This window comes from Algoriphagus litoralis (genome assembly GCF_003259255.1).
Classification (GTDB): Bacteria; Bacteroidota; Bacteroidia; order Cytophagales; family Cyclobacteriaceae; genus Algoriphagus; species Algoriphagus litoralis.
In genome coordinates this window covers 207,474-224,611 of record NZ_QGOL01000008.1, presented here as the reverse complement: position 1 = coordinate 224,611, position 17,138 = coordinate 207,474, and the positions used below count along the sequence as shown (strand labels likewise).

The window sequence follows — 17,138 nt, the reverse complement described above, 5'->3', positions numbered from 1 at the left end:
TATCTCGTGAAGAATAGCCGAACCTATTTCAACGAACGAAGTGAGTTATATTTCGCAAAGCGTTTTTCACCGAGCACCACGAGGTATATTTCTACCGTATTTCCATTTTCACAACTTCCCGGTACACTTCCGCTAGTCTCATACTTTCCTTCACGACTTCTCCGACAATGATGATCGCTGGAGCTTCGGCTTGGGCTTCTTTAGCTTTTTGCTCGATATCAGATATGTAGCCTGCTACGATTTTTTCCTCATTGGTTGTACCGCTTTGGATGATGGCGATCGGCAAATCTGATTTTCCAAATTGCTGATAGGTCCGGACGATTTCAGCTAGCTTTTTGGTGCCCATCAAAATGACAACAGTCGCTGTGGATTGAGCGGCCAATGCCAAATCCCGTGACAATTCTCCCGAGGAAGTAGTCCCCGTCACCACCCAAAAACTTTCCGAAACCCCACGTTTGGTCACCGGGATTCCCGCCGACGCCGGAACTGCAATAGCGGAGGTAATTCCTGGTATTAAAGCTGTGGCGATGCCAAAAGCTTCGATGTACTCAATTTCCTCCGCACCGCGGCCAAAGACGAATGGATCTCCGCCTTTGAGTCGTACGACATGTCCATGCTTTTTTGCCAAGCTGACGCAAAGTTGGTTGGTGTCTTCCTGAGGGGTGGAGTGCTTTCCTACCCGCTTGCCGACAAAGATTTTCAAGGCAGTATCCGGCGCATGTTTCAACAAAACCGGATCAATCAGTGCATCATAGAGCACCACATCGGCCGTATTCAGCGCCAAGATGCCTTTCAAAGTCATCAATTCCGGATCTCCAGGACCTGCACCGACTAGTGTTACTTTTGGATTAACAGATGCTCTCATGCTTCTACTTCCTCCTCCCGATAGGTCTTTAGCAGGTTATAGATTTCCATGGCTTGTTTTGCGTAAGCTTTAGCAAAATTCTCAGTGGGTTCGTTCAGATTGATTTGATAGACTTTTTCTGCAAAAGTACCTTCTAGATTAATCTTGCCTGACTCAATGAATTTCTCATCAAAAAGCGAAATGATGTTTGCGTAGCTGTTTGTGCTCACATCCTCACTTAGCAAAAGTGCTTTGGCAGCATTGATCAGACCAGCATAATGATGGTAGATGCTGTCAGACCAACGTCCTTGTTCAAGCGCTTCCTGTCCCTGATCAAGTTTCTCCAATGCTTCCAAAAGCAAAGTCGCTACCAAATCAATCACTACACCTGCGCATTCTCCCACACCTACAGCTACCTCATAGGCTTCATTATGACCCCAATCGACAGAATCGGATTGAGTAACTGTTGATGCATCACTTAGCTCTTTCAGCAAATCATAGAAATACATCTGACCCTGCTTATCATAATAGCTCAGGAAGTCAATTCCTCCGGCATTTTTCTCAAAATCATCCAGCAAAACCCGCAATGCCTGAGGTCCACGACGGCTTGGAACCTTGGTGACTTTATCTGCAAATCTTCCATTTCCATCACCGAGATTTCCTCCTCCAAGCAAAACCTGAAGTGCAGGAATGACTGTTTTTCCGGATTTCATGGACATCCCCTGAAATCCGATGTGCGCCATGTTGTGCTGTCCGCAGGCATTCATGCAGCCGGAGATCTTGATCACCAAATCTCTGTTTTGGAGGTATTGCGGGTATTCTTCGAGAATGACTTTCTCAAGTTCCACTGCGATACCGGTAGAACTTGCAATGCCTAGGTTGCAGGTATCGGTACCCGGGCACGCAGTGATGTCTCCAAGGGTATTGTACCCCCGCTGTCCTAGCCCGATTTTCTGTAGTTCTTGGTAGAAAAATGGAACCAAATCCTCCCGAACATCACGAATCAGAAAGTTTTGGCGAAGGGTAAAGCGGACTTCATTGTTCGCATAGTTTTCCACCAAATCTGCCAAAGCTCTGGCCTGATCGATGTAAAAGTCTCCAAGTGGAACTTTAACCCCAATTGCGACGTACCCAGCCTGCTTTTGCGGTAGGACATTGGTCAATTTCCATAGCTCAAAATCCAGCCCGGGTTCCTTTTCAAGTACTGGAGATTCCGGACTTGGGAGAGTTCTTTGCTGCCCGTAATTTTCAGCGTCTATGGGAAAGCTTGAGAAGGGTAACGCTTTTTTTTCTTTTTCTACCAAATCCAAAAAGGCCTCCAATCCTAAGTCCTTGACCAAAAACTTCATTCTGGCTTTATTTCTTCTGGCACGTTCTCCATGTCTGTCAAAAATCCGCAGGACAGCTTCAGTAAATGGGATAATTTGATCAGTTTCGATAAACTCGGAAATCAAATCCGCATGACGGGGCTGCGAGCCCAAGCCACCACCAAGCATCACCTTAAAGCCACGAGTTTCCTTGCCATCCACATGTTTCACTTTGGGAATAAAACCCAGGTCATGAAGATAGCTCAGGGCAATGTCCTCATCAGAAGAAGAAAAGGACATTTTAAACTTACGACCCATCTCCTGGCAAACCGGATTTCTCAAAAAGTATCGGAACGTCGCATCAGCATAAGGTGTCACATCAAATGGCTCCTTAGGATCAATACCTGCCAACTCTGAGGCAGTGACGTTGCGGACAGTATTGCCGCAAGCTTCCCGCAAGGTGACATCGTCACGTTCCAATTCCGCCCAAAGTTGCGGAGTGCGATCCAGGCTCACGTAGTGAATCTGAATATCTTGACGCGTGGTGATGTGAAGCCTTCCAGTGGAATATTCCTCCGAAACTTTACAGATTCGTCGCAACTGAGCCGAATTCACTCGTCCATAGGGAAGCTTGATCCGAATCATCTGCACGCCCTGCTGCCGCTGTCCATAGACACCGCGGGCCAATCGGAGGCTTCGAAATTTTTCTTCATCAATCTTTCCCTCACGGAAAAGGGCAATTTTGCGCTCCAATTCAAGAATGTCACGTTCTACAATCGGGTTTTCCAGTTCAGTTCGAAAGCTTTGCATGGTAGTAATAGGTTTTCCCTATAGGGATAGTGCTTTTAAATGTTGAAAGTTGAAAAGTTGGAAGTTTGTATGGTTTACACCATCATCCGTATCGCTCCTGTTCAACTTTTTTACTTCTTAATTTGACATTCAGAATTCGGTAACAATTCGCCAGATATCGAATGTCGAACATCGGAAAATAAATGGCGAAGTCTGATGCCTTCCTTCTTGAGTCTTATTTTTACTTCTACTCAATAAACCCCACCGAAACCGTATCAAAACTTCCCTCATCAATCAGAATAAAGCTTCCGTTTGATTTATTGTCATGATAGGAGTCAAAATGTATGGGCTTACTCAGTCGGAAGTGAACCTTTCCGATATCGTTTAGCTTCAGCTCTTCTGCCTCTTGCGTGCCAGAAAAGTCGGTATGGATTCTGCTTTCGATCTGATCGACTTTAGCCAAAACGCGGTTGATTCCATGTTGAAGAATGTATTTTCCCCCAACTTTTAGTGCCTTACTGTTTACTTGGCAGATGGTGGCTGAAAGAAATTTTTCGCTTCGGGGTGCAGCTCCTTTTTTCGCAATCATATCACCACGACTACAGTCCACTTCAGTATCCAAAGTAATAGCAATCGATGAACCCGGAGCGGCTTCCTCCAATTCCTGATCGAAGAAATGAATGCTTTTGATCGTGGATTCATTGCCTGAAGGAAGCACGGTCACCGCATCTCCAACCTTCAAGTTTCCACCATAAAGTTTTCCGGAAAATCCTCTGAAATCATGAAAAGCTTCTGTCTTAGGCCGGATGACATACTGTACAGGGAATCTAGCCACGGTGCTTTCCTGCAAGTCTTCCGGTTCGAGGATTTCCAAATGATCCAGAAGTGTATTGCCTAGATACCATGGCATATGGTCTGACTTTCTGGCGATGTTCTCTCCCTTCAAAGCAGAAACCGGAATAAAGGTAATCTGCTCTTGGGCGAAGTCACTTTTTCCTACCAAGACATCAAAGTCGGCTTTTATTTTCAGGTAGACATCTTCATCATACCCTACTAGATCCATCTTGTTGATAGCTACTACGACATGAGAAATCCGAAGTAGGTTACTGATGAAAAAGTGTCGGTAAGTCTGCTCGATGACTCCTTTTCTGGCATCGATGAGTATGATGGCCACATTGGAGGTGGAAGCACCAGTGACCATGTTTCGGGTGTATTCGACATGCCCGGGGGTATCCGCTACAATAAAATTGGTCTTGGCGGTATTGAAATAAATGTGTGCCACGTCAATCGTGATTCCCTGCTCACGCTCCGCGACTAAACCATCTGTAGCCAAAGAGAAGTCAAGGTAATCGTAGCCTCGCTGCTTGCTGCTTTTCTCGATAGCTTCGATTTTGTCAGTAGTCAGCGATTGGGTGTCATACAGCAAGCGCCCGATTAGGGTGCTTTTGCCATCATCGACAGAGCCTGCTGTGGCGATTTTTATAAGTTTTCTGCCTTGTATGTCCATGTTTAATTTTTTATACACAATTGAAATACCGTGGAAATAAGTTGAAATAGGCCTGACTACGTTCGGAGAAATATTAGCCATCGGTTCAAGGATGGTATTTCGTCCCGCTTGTGGGACCTATTTCAAGTGTATTTCCTAATTATCAAGATTGTTTCGGTCGTTCCTCCCTCGCAATGACGCCTAGAAGTAGCCAACCTTTTTCCTCGTCTCCATTGCGGCTTCAGAGCGCTTATCGTCAATTCTTGCGCCTCTCTCAGAGATGGTGGATTGCCGAATCTCCCCGACTACATCATCCAAAGTCACTGCTTCTGAAAGTACCGCCGCGGTACAGGTCATATCACCTACGGTTCTGAAGCGGACCATTTTTTCCTCAACCAGTTCATGGGGCTCTCTGTAAACATGCTCATTGGCTGTCCAGATCATTCCGTCACGGAAGAAAACTTCCCGCTTATGCGCAAAGTAGATAGAAGGGATTTCGATTTTCTCTGTCCGGATGTATTCCCATACATCAAGCTCAGTCCAATTAGAAATCGGGAACACGCGGACGTTTTGGCCAACATGGATTTTGCCATTGAGCATGTCAAAAAGCTCTGGCCGTTGATTTTTTTCATCCCACTGCCCAAAGTCATCCCGAACAGAAAATACGCGTTCTTTGGCTCTGGCTTTCTCCTCATCTCTTCTTGCTCCGCCGATGCAAGCGTCAAATTTGAACTCTTCGATGGCGTCGAGCAAGGTGGTAGTCTGAAGGGTATTTCGACTGGCATACCGACCGCGCTCTTCCCGGACTTTCCCTTGATCAATGGAATCTTGCACGTTTCTCACGATCAATTCCAATCCTAATTCCGCAACCAACTTGTCCCGAAATTCAATGGTCTCAGGGAAATTATGCCCAGTGTCTACATGAAGTAGTGGGAAAGGAATTTTGGCTGGATAAAAAGCCTTTTGAGCCAGTCTAACCAATGTGATGGAATCTTTTCCTCCCGAAAAAAGCAAAACCGGACGCTCAAACTGCGCCGCCACCTCCCTGAGGATGTGGATCGATTCTGCTTCTTTGGGATTAGGTATAAATAGGTTTGACATATGAATTACGGTTTTTGAATATCGATTTACGAGCCTATCCTAAGCATCTAAACCTTATTTCAATTAGTTACTGTCTTTTTATGATTCTGGAATTTTGAAATCTTTCAATCTTCCAATTTTTCAATAATGAACACTGAATTTCGAATAATGAATGCCGAAGATTAATCCAACATCCCACATCGGTCATCGGGCATGAAGCCCACACTCTTTCTTCGAATCCTCCCACCACCAGCGGCCTGCTCTGGCATCTTCACCGGGGAGAATAGCTCGGGTGCATGGAGCACAGCCGATACTGATGAACCCTTGGTCATGCAATGAATTATAGGGTATTTTATTCTCGTTGATATAAGCTATCATCTGATCATAGGTCCAGTCCATCAATGGATTGTATTTTATGATCTCATTTGAAGCGTCCCATTCGATACGCTTCATATCGCTTCTATTGGCGCTTTGCTCTGCACGAAGTCCTGTGATCCAGATTTCATTGCCGGCTAAAGCTCTTTTGAGCGGTTCAACTTTCCGTACAAAACAGCAGGATTTTCGATTTTCAACTGATTCGTAAAAGCCATTAATCCCGATTTGACTGACTAGGGACTCGACTGAGCTAGTGGTAGGATAATATACTTGGATCCGGGTTCTATACTTGGCTTCAGTTCGACTCAATAGATCCAAGGTCTCTGGAAAAAGTCGTCCAGTATCCAGAGAAAATATCTGAATAGGGAGTTTATGACTAGCAATTAATTGAGTAATAACTTGATCCTCTTGGCCCAAAGAAGTAGAAAAAACCACTTTTCCCGGGAAAAGTTCCGCAATCAACCTGAGCCCCTCAGCAGCTGAAAGACTTTGAAATCGTGCCTCAAGATCTGATATATTCTGGTTCCGGTCCATCCACTTTTGTTTTAGTTGCATTTTCCCAAACTCGCTCATGGAGGTAGTATAGTAGGATTTTGGAAACTACCTCGACAGAACCAATAGATACTGCCATGATCAATTCGCCGGTGACGATGTAGGAGATAATGATGGTATCGATAGTTCCGACAATTCTCCAAGAAATGGATTTCATCAAACTCTTGATATTGCTATCCTTGCCAGGCTTGGATGCAAATAGTTTTTTCAAAGGTTGGTCCAGAATCATAGGTTCTTTTTACGGAGTAGAGAAGCAAAAGTATATAAACCCTATTTATTTTATAGGGTTTATTGTAAAAAAAATTTATTCTCCGTCTAAAATGTCTTGTAAAGATTTGTTTTCCAATATTTTAAGAGTCTCGTCACGTACTTGGGCCATCACCTTATTGATCCCGCATTGTGCTTCATTTTTGCATTCGGAGCAGGGTTCATAATAATTCAAGCTGACGCAAGGAAGCAAGGCAATAGGTCCGTCTAGAAGTCGGATGACCCGGGAAAGTGGAATATCTTTGGGTTCTTTGATCAGGTAATAGCCTCCGCCTTTACCTTTTTTGCTTCCGAGATAGCCGGCCTTTCGGAGCTCGAGGAGGATGTTTTCGAGAAACTTATGTGAAATTCCATGCTCTTCGGCGATGTCCTGAATCAAAACAGTTTTATTTTCCCGATGCTTGCCAAGATAAGTCAGGGCATGAAGGGCATACTTGGTCTTTTTGGATAGCATAACCAAAAATACTGGATTTTAACAAATAGCCTAGTACGGGAGTGGGGAATGAAATAAAAAAGGCAAGCTAAAAAAAGCTTGCCATTGTGGAGGATAACGGATTCGAACCGATGACCTCTACACTGCCAGTGTAGCGCTCTAGCCAACTGAGCTAATCCCCCGAATCGGAGTGCAAATATAGAACGCGATTTGTCCTTCGCAAATAAATCTTTATTCTTGGCCGTAATTAATCCGGGTAAGAATACTTCGGCCCAGCGTAACTTCATCAGTGAACTCCAGCTCTCCGCCTACAGGAATCCCACGAGCGATTGAACTTACCTTCACTCCCGTGTCTTTTAATCGCTTGCTAAGGTAAAATGACGTTGTATCTCCTTCCATCGTGGCTGAAAGTGCCAGGATAATTTCTGAGACTTGATTTTCGACTACCCTTCGGAGCAAAGATTCAATTTTCAATTCCTCAGGTCCAATGCCCTGAATGGGAGATATTACTCCTCCAAGTACGTGGTAGAGCCCTTGATATTGATTGGTGTTTTCGATAGCGAGTACATCCCGTATATCTTCGACCACGCAGATAATGGTTTGATCCCGTCGGTGGCTTTTGCAGACGCTGCAAGTCGTGTCATCTGAAATATTATGACAAACTTGACAGTATTGAATCTCCTCCCTCATCTTGGTAATGGCCAATGCTAAGGCCTCGGTCACCACTTCATTTTGTTTGAGCAGGTGGAGAGCCAGGCGAAGTGCCGTCTTTTTTCCAATACCCGGTAGTCGTGAGATTTCCGTTACTGCGTCTTCGATTAGTTTGGAGGGGAAGTTCAAGTAATCCTGATTAAAGTATGGTGGCCTGAATTCCTGAGTCCAAAATTGCTTCACACATAGGCTTGAGTTCTTCCATAGAGCCTTTTTTCACTGCACATTTGCCTTTGTAATGAATCACTAGGGTACATTGCTCAGCCTGCTCATGCGAATGTTTACACACTTTCATCAGGATATTAATCACGTGTTCAAACGTATTGACATCATCGTTAAAGACCACCAGGTCCAATTCCTCTTGGTCCAGCAGATCTTCCAGGAGAATTTCCGACTCCTCGATGTAGGGAAGGGTAGTGCTTGAATGGTTCATTTTGCAAAATTAAGAATAATAGACAACTTAGCGCGATACCTGACGGCCCATTATGAATCCCCAAATTGTCTTAGTAGTCATTTCAGCTTATTTTCTTTTACTTTTTTTGATTTCTTGGTATACCTCACGACAAGTCACCGCTGACACATTTTTTACCGGAGATCGGCAATCGCCATGGTTTTTGGTGGCATTTGGGATGATTGGAGCTTCCTTATCAGGAGTTACTTTCATATCGGTGCCGGGTGAAGTAGGTAACAGTAACTTCTTTTACTTCCAGGTTGTTTTGGGCTATACTCTGGGCTATTTTACGATTGCAAAAGTACTTCTCCCACTTTATTACCGCCTGAATCTGGTTTCCATCTATTCCTATTTGGAAGACCGATTTGGGTTTTGGTCCTACAAGACTGGAGCCTTTTTCTTCATTCTCTCGCGTGCTTTAGGTTCATCTCTGCGGCTATACCTTGTGGCCAGTGTGTTACAGTTGATTCTATTCGATTCGCTTGGAGTTCCATTTTGGGTCTCGGTTTTGATTACGGTAGGATTGATTTGGCTATACACCCATCGTGGAGGTATCAAAACGGTCGTCTGGACTGATACGCTACAGACCTTTTTCATGCTGGCAGCGGTGGTGATTACAATTTTCTTTATTGGAAATGAGCTCGGAATCAAAAGTCTCGGGGATTACATTTCCTCTGTAGCCGAGGATAGTCGCTCGGAGATTTTCAACTGGGACTGGAAAGCCGGGACTAATTTCTTCAAGCAGTTCATTTCAGGAGCATTCATCACCATCGTCATGACTGGTCTCGATCAGGATATGATGCAGAAAAACCTGACTTGCAAAAATATCGGTGACGCCCAAAAAAACATGTTTTGGTTTACCCTGATTTTAGTAATCGTAAACTTACTTTTCCTTTCGCTAGGTGTTTTGTTGTATTTATATGCAGAAAGTAAAGGCATTCAACTTCCAGCTAAATCCGATGAGCTATTTCCTTTACTCGCTACGCAGCACTTTTCAGCTTTCATAGGAATTGTATTTGTGCTCGGGATTACTGCCGCAGCCTACTCAAGTGCGGATTCGACGTTGACGGCATTGACTACGTCTTTTTGCATAGATTTCCTTCAAATCGAGCGGAAATATGCCCCTGAAAAAAGAGTAGAAATCCGTAAAAAAGTCCATCTGATTTTCACAGGGCTGATGTTTTTGATGATTTTGGGTTTCTATTGGCTCAATGACCAAAGTGTGATCAATTCCGTGTTTATCATCGCCGGATACACGTATGGTCCGCTGTTGGGACTCTATTCATTTGGACTTTTTACCCAAATGAAGGTTAAGGACCGTTTCGTTCCTTACATTGCCGTTGCTGCCCCTATCCTTACATTTATAATTAGCCAAAACTCAGAAAAATGGCTTTGGGGATACAAATTCGGCTTTGAAGCCCTGATCCTAAATGGTGCACTGATGTTTTTGGGACTTTATTTGCTGCGCCAAAAAGACTAAATCCCAAGCTCTTTCTCTGGGTTCCAAAAAACAGTTTCAAAATTCTGAACTTGGTCGTTTTTCACTTGGACTCCATCCTCCTCTAGCAGTTCCTGCATCCGATTCGGATTTTCAAAATGGTGTTTGCCAGTCAGGAGACCTTGGCGGTTGACCACCCGCTGAGCAGGGACATCAGCCATGGAGTGTGCGGCATTCATCGCATAGCCGACCATCCGGGCGCCGCTTTTTAAACCCAAATAGTGCGCTATTGCTCCATAAGTAGTCACTCGACCTCTTGGCACCTCCCTTACGACCTGATAGACCAGATCGAAGTAGTTAACTTTGTCGTTGCTCATAGTTCCATTGAAATAAGGCCTGATTTATATCCTTTTTAATGCGTATTTCGGTTGGCTTTTCCCCAGCTTTGATTGGGAATTGGAATCGGACGAGTAAAGTTTCTGCCTTTCTTTCCATGATATTCAGCTGAGCACCTTCTACGATTGCGGTTTCTGGATAGTGGTTAAGCTTTTCGATCAGCAGCTTTTCTAGGTTGTCCAGGTGGATTTCGTTTTTTGAGGGGATCTCAAGGTCGAAAATCACCTGATAGGTGTTGTTTTTTGAGAAATTGACCACATCCTGAGTCAACGCCATTGTATTGGGGATAAGGATGATTTCTCCAGAATCATTTTTCAATACCAAGTTGATCAGCGTAATATCACGGATGAATCCGATGTGGCGGCCAATTTGGATTTTATCTCCGATTTCCAATTGATCAGAAAACATCATGATCAGACCATTGACGATATTAGTTATGTACTCCTTGGTCAATAAAGCAATCGCCGCAGCAACAATGGTAATACTGGTCAAAAACTCCAGCGGTTTGATCCCAAAAGCTAGCATGAAACTGATCAGCATGGCAAAACTGTTCAGTAGACCTTCGATTCGATCAATTCCCAACACGAAGTTTGGCTGAACTTTTGTCTCTTCGCGTCTTCGGAGATAAATCCTTACCGTGATAAACCTGCCCAGAGAAAAGATCAGGTTTGCGCTGATCAAAAAAATAAGTGCCCGAATGATTTGGTTGAAAATTTCAAATTTTTCGAGAAAAGGTCTAAAAAATGTATCTCCCGCATAAATGATTTCAAAAATGATCAGCAGGATGAGTTTAATTACAAAGTTTCTTTTTCGGATATTCTCTTTGTTTCGGATACTGCTTTTGAGCTGATTCATATTTCAATCGAAAAATAAACCCTAATTTTAGCGATTATCGAAACAAAAACAGAGAAGACATGAGCAGAAATATAATTGTTACCGGTGCAGCGGGAGGTCTTGGAAGGGCTGTTGTAGATAAGTTCAAGCGAGAAGGCTATCATGTGATAGCGCTGCTGCGGCCCAACCACGACGAACCTGTGGAAGAAGCAGATGATAATTACGAAGTAGATGTCACGGATGAGGCAGCTGTTTTGGAATTCGTCAGAGAGTTTCACATGCAATACAATGACCTCGATGCCTTAGCCATGCTGGTAGGGGGATTTTCCATGGGGGACATGGAGTCCACCACCGAGAAGGACATTCAGGCGATGTTTCACCTGAATTTTTTCAGTGCATATCATTTGGTGCGTGGGTTTTTGCCAGTGATGAAAAAGCAACAAAAAGGCACGTTCTTATTCGTAGGCGCTAGACCTGCTTTGGAGTTGGCCAGTGCTAAGGACACGATTGCGTATTCGATCAGTAAAAAGCTGGTGCTGACACTTGCAGAAATTTTGGCAGAAGAGGTGAAAGACACACAGATTCGCAGTCATGTGTTCGTGCCTAGTATCATCGATACTGAGCCCAACCGTGAATCCATGCCTGATTCAGATTTCTCGCTCTGGGTAAGTCCCAAGGAGATCGCCGAAGCCATGCATTATGCAGTGAATAACTCAGCCTTGCGCAATATGACATTTAAACTTTACGGAGGGGTGTAATTCCAAATACAATGAAAAGTAAAATTCTATTTGCAGGCCTTTTGGGTCTGCTTTTCTGTTTCCCGGCTTTTTCCCAAACTGAAGAAGCACAAGTCGAAGCGGTGATCAAAAGCTTATTTGACGGTATGCGGGCAAAAGATGCGGAAAAAGTAGCCGCTGCGTTTTCCAAAGATGCGATGATGCAGACCGTAATCTCCAAGCCCGATGGCAGTGAGGTCGGAAGCAATGCCGTGGCAGATTTTGTATCGCGAATCGCTTCCACACCTGCAGAAACCCAGCTGGATGAAAGAATCCTCGAATACCAAATCAAAATCGACGGGACAATGGCCTCGGCCTGGACGCCCTACCAGTTTTATGTCAATGACAAATTCAGCCATTGTGGTGTGAACTCCTTCCAACTCGTAAAAATGGCTGATGGCTGGAAAATAGTATACATCATTGATACCAGAAGAAAAGAACCCTGCGAAAGCTAAAATTTATGAATGAATTCAAATCAAAAGTCTATCAGACTGCACTTGCCCAACTGAAGGAAAAAGAAACGCTCCTCAATGTGGAGCGCAAAAATATCATTGAAAGTATTCTCGAAGAAGAAAAAAACAGTGCCGGTGACAAATACGAAACCAGCAGAGAGACGATCACTCAGGACCTGAATACGCTAGAAAAACAGATCAAGCAGAGCAAACTCGATCTGGATGAATTGTACCGATTGCAGTCGATTAAAGATACACCATCCTCTGTTCAGGAAGGGGCCTTGCTCAAACTTGGTGCGGACTGGTTTCTGATGGCAGTAAGTATTGGTCAGGTGAAAGTAGAAAATACCAAAGTTTTTTTGATGAGTAAAAACTCTCCTCTTGGAGAACTTTTGATCGGGAAGAAAAAGAATGATCAGGTGAATTTTCGTGGTAAAATGCACCTGATCGAAGAGTTGATTTGATAAAGATTCAGTCCTTTTTGGGAACAAAGCTCATCAGTTCTGTGGCTCCGTCCAGAAGGGTGAGCTTTTCCTTTGCTACTGTAAAATTCTTGACTCGATTGAGGGCAGAAATAAACTCCTCCTCTCCACCTCCGGGGCAGGCTTTTCTTGTCATAGCCCCTGGATCAAGTTTGATATCAGTACCTTCCAAGGAAAATCCTCCTGAGAAATTATTGCAGCCGGCAAAACCCGCCAATCTTCCTCCTTCCAGAAAATCAAGCGTAGGTACTCCTGCTGTAAATTTACTCGGATCGATTTCACCGCCCATCAATGAGGAGAGCGCCCAGCTTTTTCCCGTCAAAAGGCTGAGTGGATTCAAGCCCGCGGAGCTGCTGCATCCGCCCAAAATGAGGACCAATAGTCCCAATACTGCAATACGATGTAGTTTCATAGGATTATAATTTGGTTTTTAAAGGCCATTTGGAATGCACAGGATAATCATCCTTCTTTGCTATACTGTAAATACGGGATCTTGGGCATTTCAGAGGTTGAAATTTTAACGTGGTACAAAAGTTAAGAAATTACCGCTCAATCCCATTTTTTGCCGATCGTGAAAATTCAACGCTTTGACAAGTTCAATTATCAAAAGGTTAAAAATTCGTGAATATTGGTGTGAAAATTCTAGAAAAACCCAAGATCTCTATCACTTTGTTTGGTCAATCCGTTTTTTCGCTGTAAGATTGCCCAGTCAATTTTCCAGTCATGGTATTTGCAGCAAAATCTTTTTCATTCCTTTCAGCATTTCCAGAAATTGGAGAAAGACTTGCTGTACTTTTTATTTTTGCCACTGGAATGACCACCACGACTACGGGGTGACCCGTCGTATACTCTGATTACTCGCCCCTCAGGCCTAATTTGGCCAATCATTTAATTCCTTACGAAATCAAGCCCTATGGATATGCCATGCCAAGCTTTGAACTCTCAGGTGCCATGTCCAAATGACTTTTAATAACTAGTACTATTATGAAATCGAGCATGATCAAAATCGTAACACACTGGGATGATTTTAATACCTGCCAGATTCCATGTAGCCTTTAAAAAACAACTCAGTAACCATGAAAATCATCAAGTTTGGAGGTTCATCCGTAGCGAACCCCGAAAACATCCGAAAAGTATTTGCCATCCTTCAGGACAAGCTCAAACACCATGAGATTGCCGTTGTTTTTTCAGCTTTTGGTGGGGTGACGGAGAATCTCCTGACCATTGCCAGGTTGTCCCGCGAGGGAGATCAGGCGTATCGGGATCTTTTACAAACTTTGGAAGAAAAACATCTGGATATCGTACGGCAGTTGATTGCGGTGCAAAACCAATCCACGGTCATGACTTATGTCAAGGTTCGATTCAAAGAACTCGAGGATCTTTTTCATGGGATATATCTGATCAAAGAAAATTCTGCCCGAACACTGGACTATGTAGCGAGCTTTGGAGAGCGACTTTCGGCATTCATTCTATCGGAAGCCATGGCCGGCAAAGGCATCAAGACGCAATTTGTAGATGCGCGTGATGTCATCCGTACCAATGATCGTTTTGGCCAAGCCCGAGTCGATTATGAGGTGACCAATGCTCAAATCAAGGAATATTTCACCAAACATGACGGAGTCAAAGTCATCACTGGTTTCATCGCCTCCACCGCCAAAGGAGAGACAACCACCCTCGGCAGATCAGGTTCGGATTACACAGCAGCCATTTTTGCGGCAGCCTTGGATGCTCAGGACCTTGAGATCTGGACTGATGTATCCGGTGTTTTGACCTCTGATCCCAAGTTGGTTTATACAGCATTTACCATTCCGCAGCTGAGTTACAATGAAGCGATGGAGCTTTCGCACTTTGGTGCCAAAGTGATTTTTCCTGCTACGATGCAGCCCGCAATGCGGAAAAATATTCCGATCTACATCAAGAATACCTTTGAACCCGAAAACGCCGGGACACTCATCAACGGTGAGGTTAGCCACGGAGCTTTGATCAAAGGGATCAGTTCCATGTCCAATATTTCGATTGTGACCGTGCAAGGTGCAGGTCTGATGGAAGGTGGTGCGACAGTCAGCCGGGTATTCAAAGCTCTGGCGGAAGCCAAAGTCAATATTTTGCTGATTTCCCAGGCTTCTTCGGAGCATAGTCTCTGCTTAGCAATCAAAACCCATGAAGCATATCTGGGCAAAGAAGCGGTTGAAAAAGAGTTTTTCTATGAGATCAAATCTGGCGAAATGGATGAAGTCTCTCTGCTTCACGGTCTGGCTACTGTAGCTGTGGTGGGTGAAAATATGAAACAAAATCCAGGAGCTTCGGGACGCATGTTCCGAGCTTTGGGAAGAAATAATATTAACGTGGCAGCGATTGCGCAGGGGAGTTCGGAATTGAATATTTCGGCCGTCATACCACAGCCAGATTTGCAAAAGGCGCTGAACGCACTCCATGAGGCATTTTTCCTATCGGAAAATAAAGTCCTTCACGTCTTTCTGGTCGGCACGGGACTGATAGGTCAGGCACTCATCAAAATGATCAAATCCCAGCAGAATAAGCTGCTTCGAGCAAATGAATTGGATATCCAGATCCACGGTTTGGCCAATAGCCGATTTATGGCATTCAATGAAGATGGTTTTGATCTGAAAAACCCGCATCAATTAAGTGAGTCTGATCAAAAAATGGATCTGGACAAATTCATCCAGACCATGGAAGAGATGAATTTCTCCAACTCAGTATTTGTGGATTGCACCGCAAGTCTGGAAGTGGCGGATACCTATTCACGAGTTTTGGAAGCGAAAGTCGGAATCGTAACTCCAAATAAAAAGGCCAATTCCGGCTCAATGGAACAGTATCGTGCTTTGAAACGAATAGCCAAGCGTCGTGGGGTGAATTTTCTTTACGAAACAAATGTCGCAGCCGGCCTTCCAGTGATCAATACACTTCAGGATTTGATGCTTTCCGGTGATCGGGTGATCCGGATCGAAGCAGTGCTCAGTGGCTCGATGAACTTTATTTTCTCCGAACTGGAAAATGGAGCGCCGTTTTCAGAGGTGGTAAAAATCGCCAAAGAAAAAGGCTACACCGAACCCGATCCACGCGATGATCTCAGCGGAATGGATGTGGCTAGAAAAATACTGATTCTCGGCCGAGAAGCTGAGCAGGAATTAGAATTTGATGACATCACCATCCAAAGCATGGTTCCAGAGGATTGTCAGGAGACAGCTTCAGTAGATGAGTTTTTCGAAAAACTCAAAGGTCACGATGCCGAATTTGCCATGCTTTTGGCTGATGCCAAAGCCAAAGGAGAAAGACTCCGATTTATGGCGACGCTCGAAGATGGCAAAGCCAAAGTCGGCCTGAAGTCCCTACCGGAGTCGCACCCTTTTTCAAGTTTGAAGGGAAGTGACAACATGATCCTGCTGACTACTGAGCGCTACCATGACCGTCCGATGATCATCAGAGGACCAGGGGCAGGAGCAGATGTGACAGCCGCGGGTGTATTTGCAGACGTGATTCGAATCGGTAACTATACTCGGGAATAATGAATTCTGTCAAAGCTTTTGCACCGGCTACTGTAGCCAACGTCTCCTGTGGGTTCGATATTCTAGGCTTTGCCATCGATGCTATGGGAGATGAGGTGGAAATCCGGCTTCGGGAAGGCAAAGGGCTGAAAGTCGTCGCTATCGAAGGGGACGAAGGCAGATTGCCTTATGAAGTGGAGAAAAATACCTGTGCCGTTGCTATTCAAGCGATGCTTGATGAGATGGGACAGGAGGTTGGAATGGATATTTTCCTGAAAAAAGGCCTGCCTTTAGGCTCGGGAATGGGGTCTAGTGCGGCTAGTGCAGTAGCTGCTTTGGTCGCTGCCAACCATTTGCTTGGAGAGCCATTTGAAAAGAAAAACCTGCTTCCCTTTGCGATAGCTGCAGAAAAAGCTGCTTGTGGCGCAGGGCATGCTGATAATGTCGCGCCGAGTTTGCTTGGAGGATTTGTCCTGATTCGGGATTATCATCCATTGGACGTGATCAAACTACACGTGCCCGATGGCTTGCATTGCACCTTGCTTCATCCGCACTTTGAATTGAAAACATCCGATTCAAGATCTGTTTTGAGAGACAATGTTTCCTTGAAGCATTCCACGATCCAATCCGGAAATGTGGCAGGTTTGATTGCAGGCCTGTTTCAGGAGGATTTCGAATTGATCGGAAGATCGCTTCGGGATGTGATTGCCGAGCCGTACCGAGCCACCTTGATTCCCGGATTTTACGAAGTGAAAGAAGCTGTCAAAGCAGCCGGTGCATTGGGAATGGGAATCTCCGGTTCGGGACCCACGCTTTTCACCCTTTCAAAAGGCGCAGAAGCCTCTGAATCTATCATCAAAGCTGCGCAGGAAGTCTACGATTCCATTGGTCTTGGAGTCGATGCCTACCACTCAGCGATCAACACCCGAGGTGCCTACGTCCTCGAAGAAAAGTAAGAC

The 17,138-nt window shown here is 44.6% G+C and carries 18 protein-coding genes and 1 tRNA gene; 6 read left to right on the top strand and 13 right to left on the bottom strand.

Translation table 11 applies throughout. The features are described from left to right. Positions 1-91: 91 nt before the first annotated feature. From cobA to DK188_RS10675, 10 genes are all read right to left on the bottom strand, one after another. Positions 92-865, bottom strand: coding sequence for a uroporphyrinogen-III C-methyltransferase (cobA, locus tag DK188_RS10720; RefSeq protein ID WP_111670811.1), 774 nt, complete (start codon positions 863-865; stop codon positions 92-94). Beyond that, positions 862-2,961: a HEPN domain-containing protein gene (locus DK188_RS10715; protein WP_111670810.1), complete on the bottom strand. Its 2,100-nt coding sequence runs from the start codon at positions 2,959-2,961 to the stop codon at positions 862-864. The genes cobA and DK188_RS10715 overlap by 4 nt, the downstream gene beginning before the upstream one ends. Before the next feature lie 226 nt (positions 2,962-3,187). After that, positions 3,188-4,447: a sulfate adenylyltransferase subunit 1 gene (locus DK188_RS10710; protein ID WP_111670809.1), complete on the bottom strand. Its 1,260-nt coding sequence runs from the start codon at positions 4,445-4,447 to the stop codon at positions 3,188-3,190. Positions 4,448-4,627: 180 nt separating this feature from the next. Beyond that, complete coding sequence (gene cysD / locus DK188_RS10705; protein ID WP_111670808.1) at positions 4,628-5,527, bottom strand: sulfate adenylyltransferase subunit CysD; 900 nt, start codon at positions 5,525-5,527, stop codon at positions 4,628-4,630. Positions 5,528-5,710: 183 nt separating this feature from the next. Next, entirely contained in the window at positions 5,711-6,415 is a 705-nt protein-coding gene (locus DK188_RS10700) for a phosphoadenylyl-sulfate reductase (protein ID WP_111670807.1), read from the bottom strand. Continuing rightward, positions 6,384-6,662, bottom strand: coding sequence for a DUF2061 domain-containing protein (locus DK188_RS10695; protein ID WP_111670806.1), 279 nt, complete (start codon positions 6,660-6,662; stop codon positions 6,384-6,386). Before DK188_RS10695 ends, DK188_RS10700 begins: the two co-directional genes overlap by 32 nt. Before the next feature lie 75 nt (positions 6,663-6,737). Next, positions 6,738-7,154: an RrF2 family transcriptional regulator gene (locus DK188_RS10690; RefSeq protein ID WP_111670805.1), complete on the bottom strand. Its 417-nt coding sequence runs from the start codon at positions 7,152-7,154 to the stop codon at positions 6,738-6,740. An 87-nt stretch (positions 7,155-7,241) separates the two neighbouring features. Continuing rightward, positions 7,242-7,315: transfer RNA gene (locus DK188_RS10685), tRNA-Ala, on the bottom strand. A gap of 49 nt (positions 7,316-7,364) precedes the next feature. Beyond that, complete coding sequence (recR, locus tag DK188_RS10680; protein WP_111670804.1) at positions 7,365-7,973, bottom strand: recombination mediator RecR; 609 nt, start codon at positions 7,971-7,973, stop codon at positions 7,365-7,367. Positions 7,974-7,983: 10 nt separating this feature from the next. Next, entirely contained in the window at positions 7,984-8,277 is a 294-nt protein-coding gene (locus DK188_RS10675; protein ID WP_111670803.1) for an ATP-dependent Clp protease adaptor ClpS, read from the bottom strand. 52 nt (positions 8,278-8,329) lie between these two features. Between DK188_RS10675 and DK188_RS10670 the strand changes: the two genes are divergently transcribed. After that, positions 8,330-9,775, top strand: coding sequence for a sodium:solute symporter (locus tag DK188_RS10670; RefSeq protein ID WP_111670802.1), 1,446 nt, complete (start codon positions 8,330-8,332; stop codon positions 9,773-9,775). Here the strand turns inward: DK188_RS10670 and DK188_RS10665 are convergent. Continuing rightward, positions 9,772-10,110, bottom strand: a complete 339-nt coding sequence (locus tag DK188_RS10665; RefSeq protein WP_111670801.1) for an MGMT family protein — start codon at positions 10,108-10,110, stop codon at positions 9,772-9,774. The genes DK188_RS10670 and DK188_RS10665 overlap by 4 nt on opposite strands. Next, on the bottom strand, positions 10,091-10,984 hold the full coding sequence (locus DK188_RS10660; protein ID WP_111670800.1) for a mechanosensitive ion channel family protein: 894 nt from the start codon (positions 10,982-10,984) through the stop codon (positions 10,091-10,093). Before DK188_RS10660 ends, DK188_RS10665 begins: the two co-directional genes overlap by 20 nt. A gap of 59 nt (positions 10,985-11,043) precedes the next feature. On the opposite strand from DK188_RS10660, the gene DK188_RS10655 reads away from it, so the two are divergent. From DK188_RS10655 to DK188_RS10645, 3 genes are read left to right on the top strand one after another with little or no spacing between them, the layout of a single operon-like run. Continuing rightward, a complete protein-coding gene (locus DK188_RS10655; protein WP_111670799.1) occupies positions 11,044-11,721 on the top strand; it encodes an SDR family NAD(P)-dependent oxidoreductase in 678 nt (225 codons plus the stop codon). A gap of 11 nt (positions 11,722-11,732) precedes the next feature. Further along, positions 11,733-12,194: a nuclear transport factor 2 family protein gene (locus DK188_RS10650; RefSeq protein ID WP_111670798.1), complete on the top strand. Its 462-nt coding sequence runs from the start codon at positions 11,733-11,735 to the stop codon at positions 12,192-12,194. A gap of 5 nt (positions 12,195-12,199) precedes the next feature. After that, positions 12,200-12,655 (top strand): GreA/GreB family elongation factor, encoded by a 456-nt coding sequence (locus DK188_RS10645; RefSeq protein WP_111670797.1) that lies wholly within the window; start codon positions 12,200-12,202, stop codon positions 12,653-12,655. A 7-nt stretch (positions 12,656-12,662) separates the two neighbouring features. Here DK188_RS10645 and DK188_RS10640 read toward each other — a convergent pair whose 3' ends face one another. Next, positions 12,663-13,085, bottom strand: a complete 423-nt coding sequence (locus DK188_RS10640) for an META domain-containing protein (protein ID WP_111670796.1) — start codon at positions 13,083-13,085, stop codon at positions 12,663-12,665. 664 nt (positions 13,086-13,749) lie between these two features. Here DK188_RS10640 and thrA point away from each other — a divergent pair. After that, positions 13,750-16,200 (top strand): bifunctional aspartate kinase/homoserine dehydrogenase I, encoded by a 2,451-nt coding sequence (thrA, locus tag DK188_RS10635; protein WP_111670795.1) that lies wholly within the window; start codon positions 13,750-13,752, stop codon positions 16,198-16,200. Beyond that, the gene (locus DK188_RS10630; RefSeq protein WP_111670794.1) at positions 16,200-17,135 is read left to right on the top strand and encodes a homoserine kinase; all 936 of its coding nucleotides are present in this window, start codon (positions 16,200-16,202) and stop codon (positions 17,133-17,135) included. Before thrA ends, DK188_RS10630 begins: the two co-directional genes overlap by 1 nt. Positions 17,136-17,138: the final 3 nt, after the last annotated feature.

Bases quoted from the DNA above. Each gene is read 5' to 3' on its own strand.
- DK188_RS10665 (WP_111670801.1), bottom strand. From the start codon at position 10,110: ATGAGCAACGACAAAGTTAACTACTTCGATCTGGTCTATCAGGTCGTA.
- DK188_RS10710 (WP_111670809.1), bottom strand. From the start codon at position 4,447: ATGGACATACAAGGCAGAAAACTTATAAAAATCGCCACAGCAGGCTCT.
- DK188_RS10675 (WP_111670803.1), bottom strand. From the start codon at position 8,277: ATGAACCATTCAAGCACTACCCTTCCCTACATCGAGGAGTCGGAAATT.
- cobA (WP_111670811.1), bottom strand. From the start codon at position 865: ATGAGAGCATCTGTTAATCCAAAAGTAACACTAGTCGGTGCAGGTCCT.
- DK188_RS10640 (WP_111670796.1), bottom strand. From the start codon at position 13,085: ATGAAACTACATCGTATTGCAGTATTGGGACTATTGGTCCTCATTTTG.
- DK188_RS10670 (WP_111670802.1), top strand. From the start codon at position 8,330: ATGAATCCCCAAATTGTCTTAGTAGTCATTTCAGCTTATTTTCTTTTA.
- DK188_RS10660 (WP_111670800.1), bottom strand. From the start codon at position 10,984: ATGAATCAGCTCAAAAGCAGTATCCGAAACAAAGAGAATATCCGAAAA.
- DK188_RS10695 (WP_111670806.1), bottom strand. From the start codon at position 6,662: ATGATTCTGGACCAACCTTTGAAAAAACTATTTGCATCCAAGCCTGGC.
- DK188_RS10650 (WP_111670798.1), top strand. From the start codon at position 11,733: ATGAAAAGTAAAATTCTATTTGCAGGCCTTTTGGGTCTGCTTTTCTGT.
- thrA (WP_111670795.1), top strand. From the start codon at position 13,750: ATGAAAATCATCAAGTTTGGAGGTTCATCCGTAGCGAACCCCGAAAAC.
- DK188_RS10645 (WP_111670797.1), top strand. From the start codon at position 12,200: ATGAATGAATTCAAATCAAAAGTCTATCAGACTGCACTTGCCCAACTG.
- DK188_RS10690 (WP_111670805.1), bottom strand. From the start codon at position 7,154: ATGCTATCCAAAAAGACCAAGTATGCCCTTCATGCCCTGACTTATCTT.
- DK188_RS10715 (WP_111670810.1), bottom strand. From the start codon at position 2,961: ATGCAAAGCTTTCGAACTGAACTGGAAAACCCGATTGTAGAACGTGAC.
- DK188_RS10630 (WP_111670794.1), top strand. From the start codon at position 16,200: ATGAATTCTGTCAAAGCTTTTGCACCGGCTACTGTAGCCAACGTCTCC.
- cysD (WP_111670808.1), bottom strand. From the start codon at position 5,527: ATGTCAAACCTATTTATACCTAATCCCAAAGAAGCAGAATCGATCCAC.
- DK188_RS10700 (WP_111670807.1), bottom strand. From the start codon at position 6,415: ATGGACCGGAACCAGAATATATCAGATCTTGAGGCACGATTTCAAAGT.
- DK188_RS10655 (WP_111670799.1), top strand. From the start codon at position 11,044: ATGAGCAGAAATATAATTGTTACCGGTGCAGCGGGAGGTCTTGGAAGG.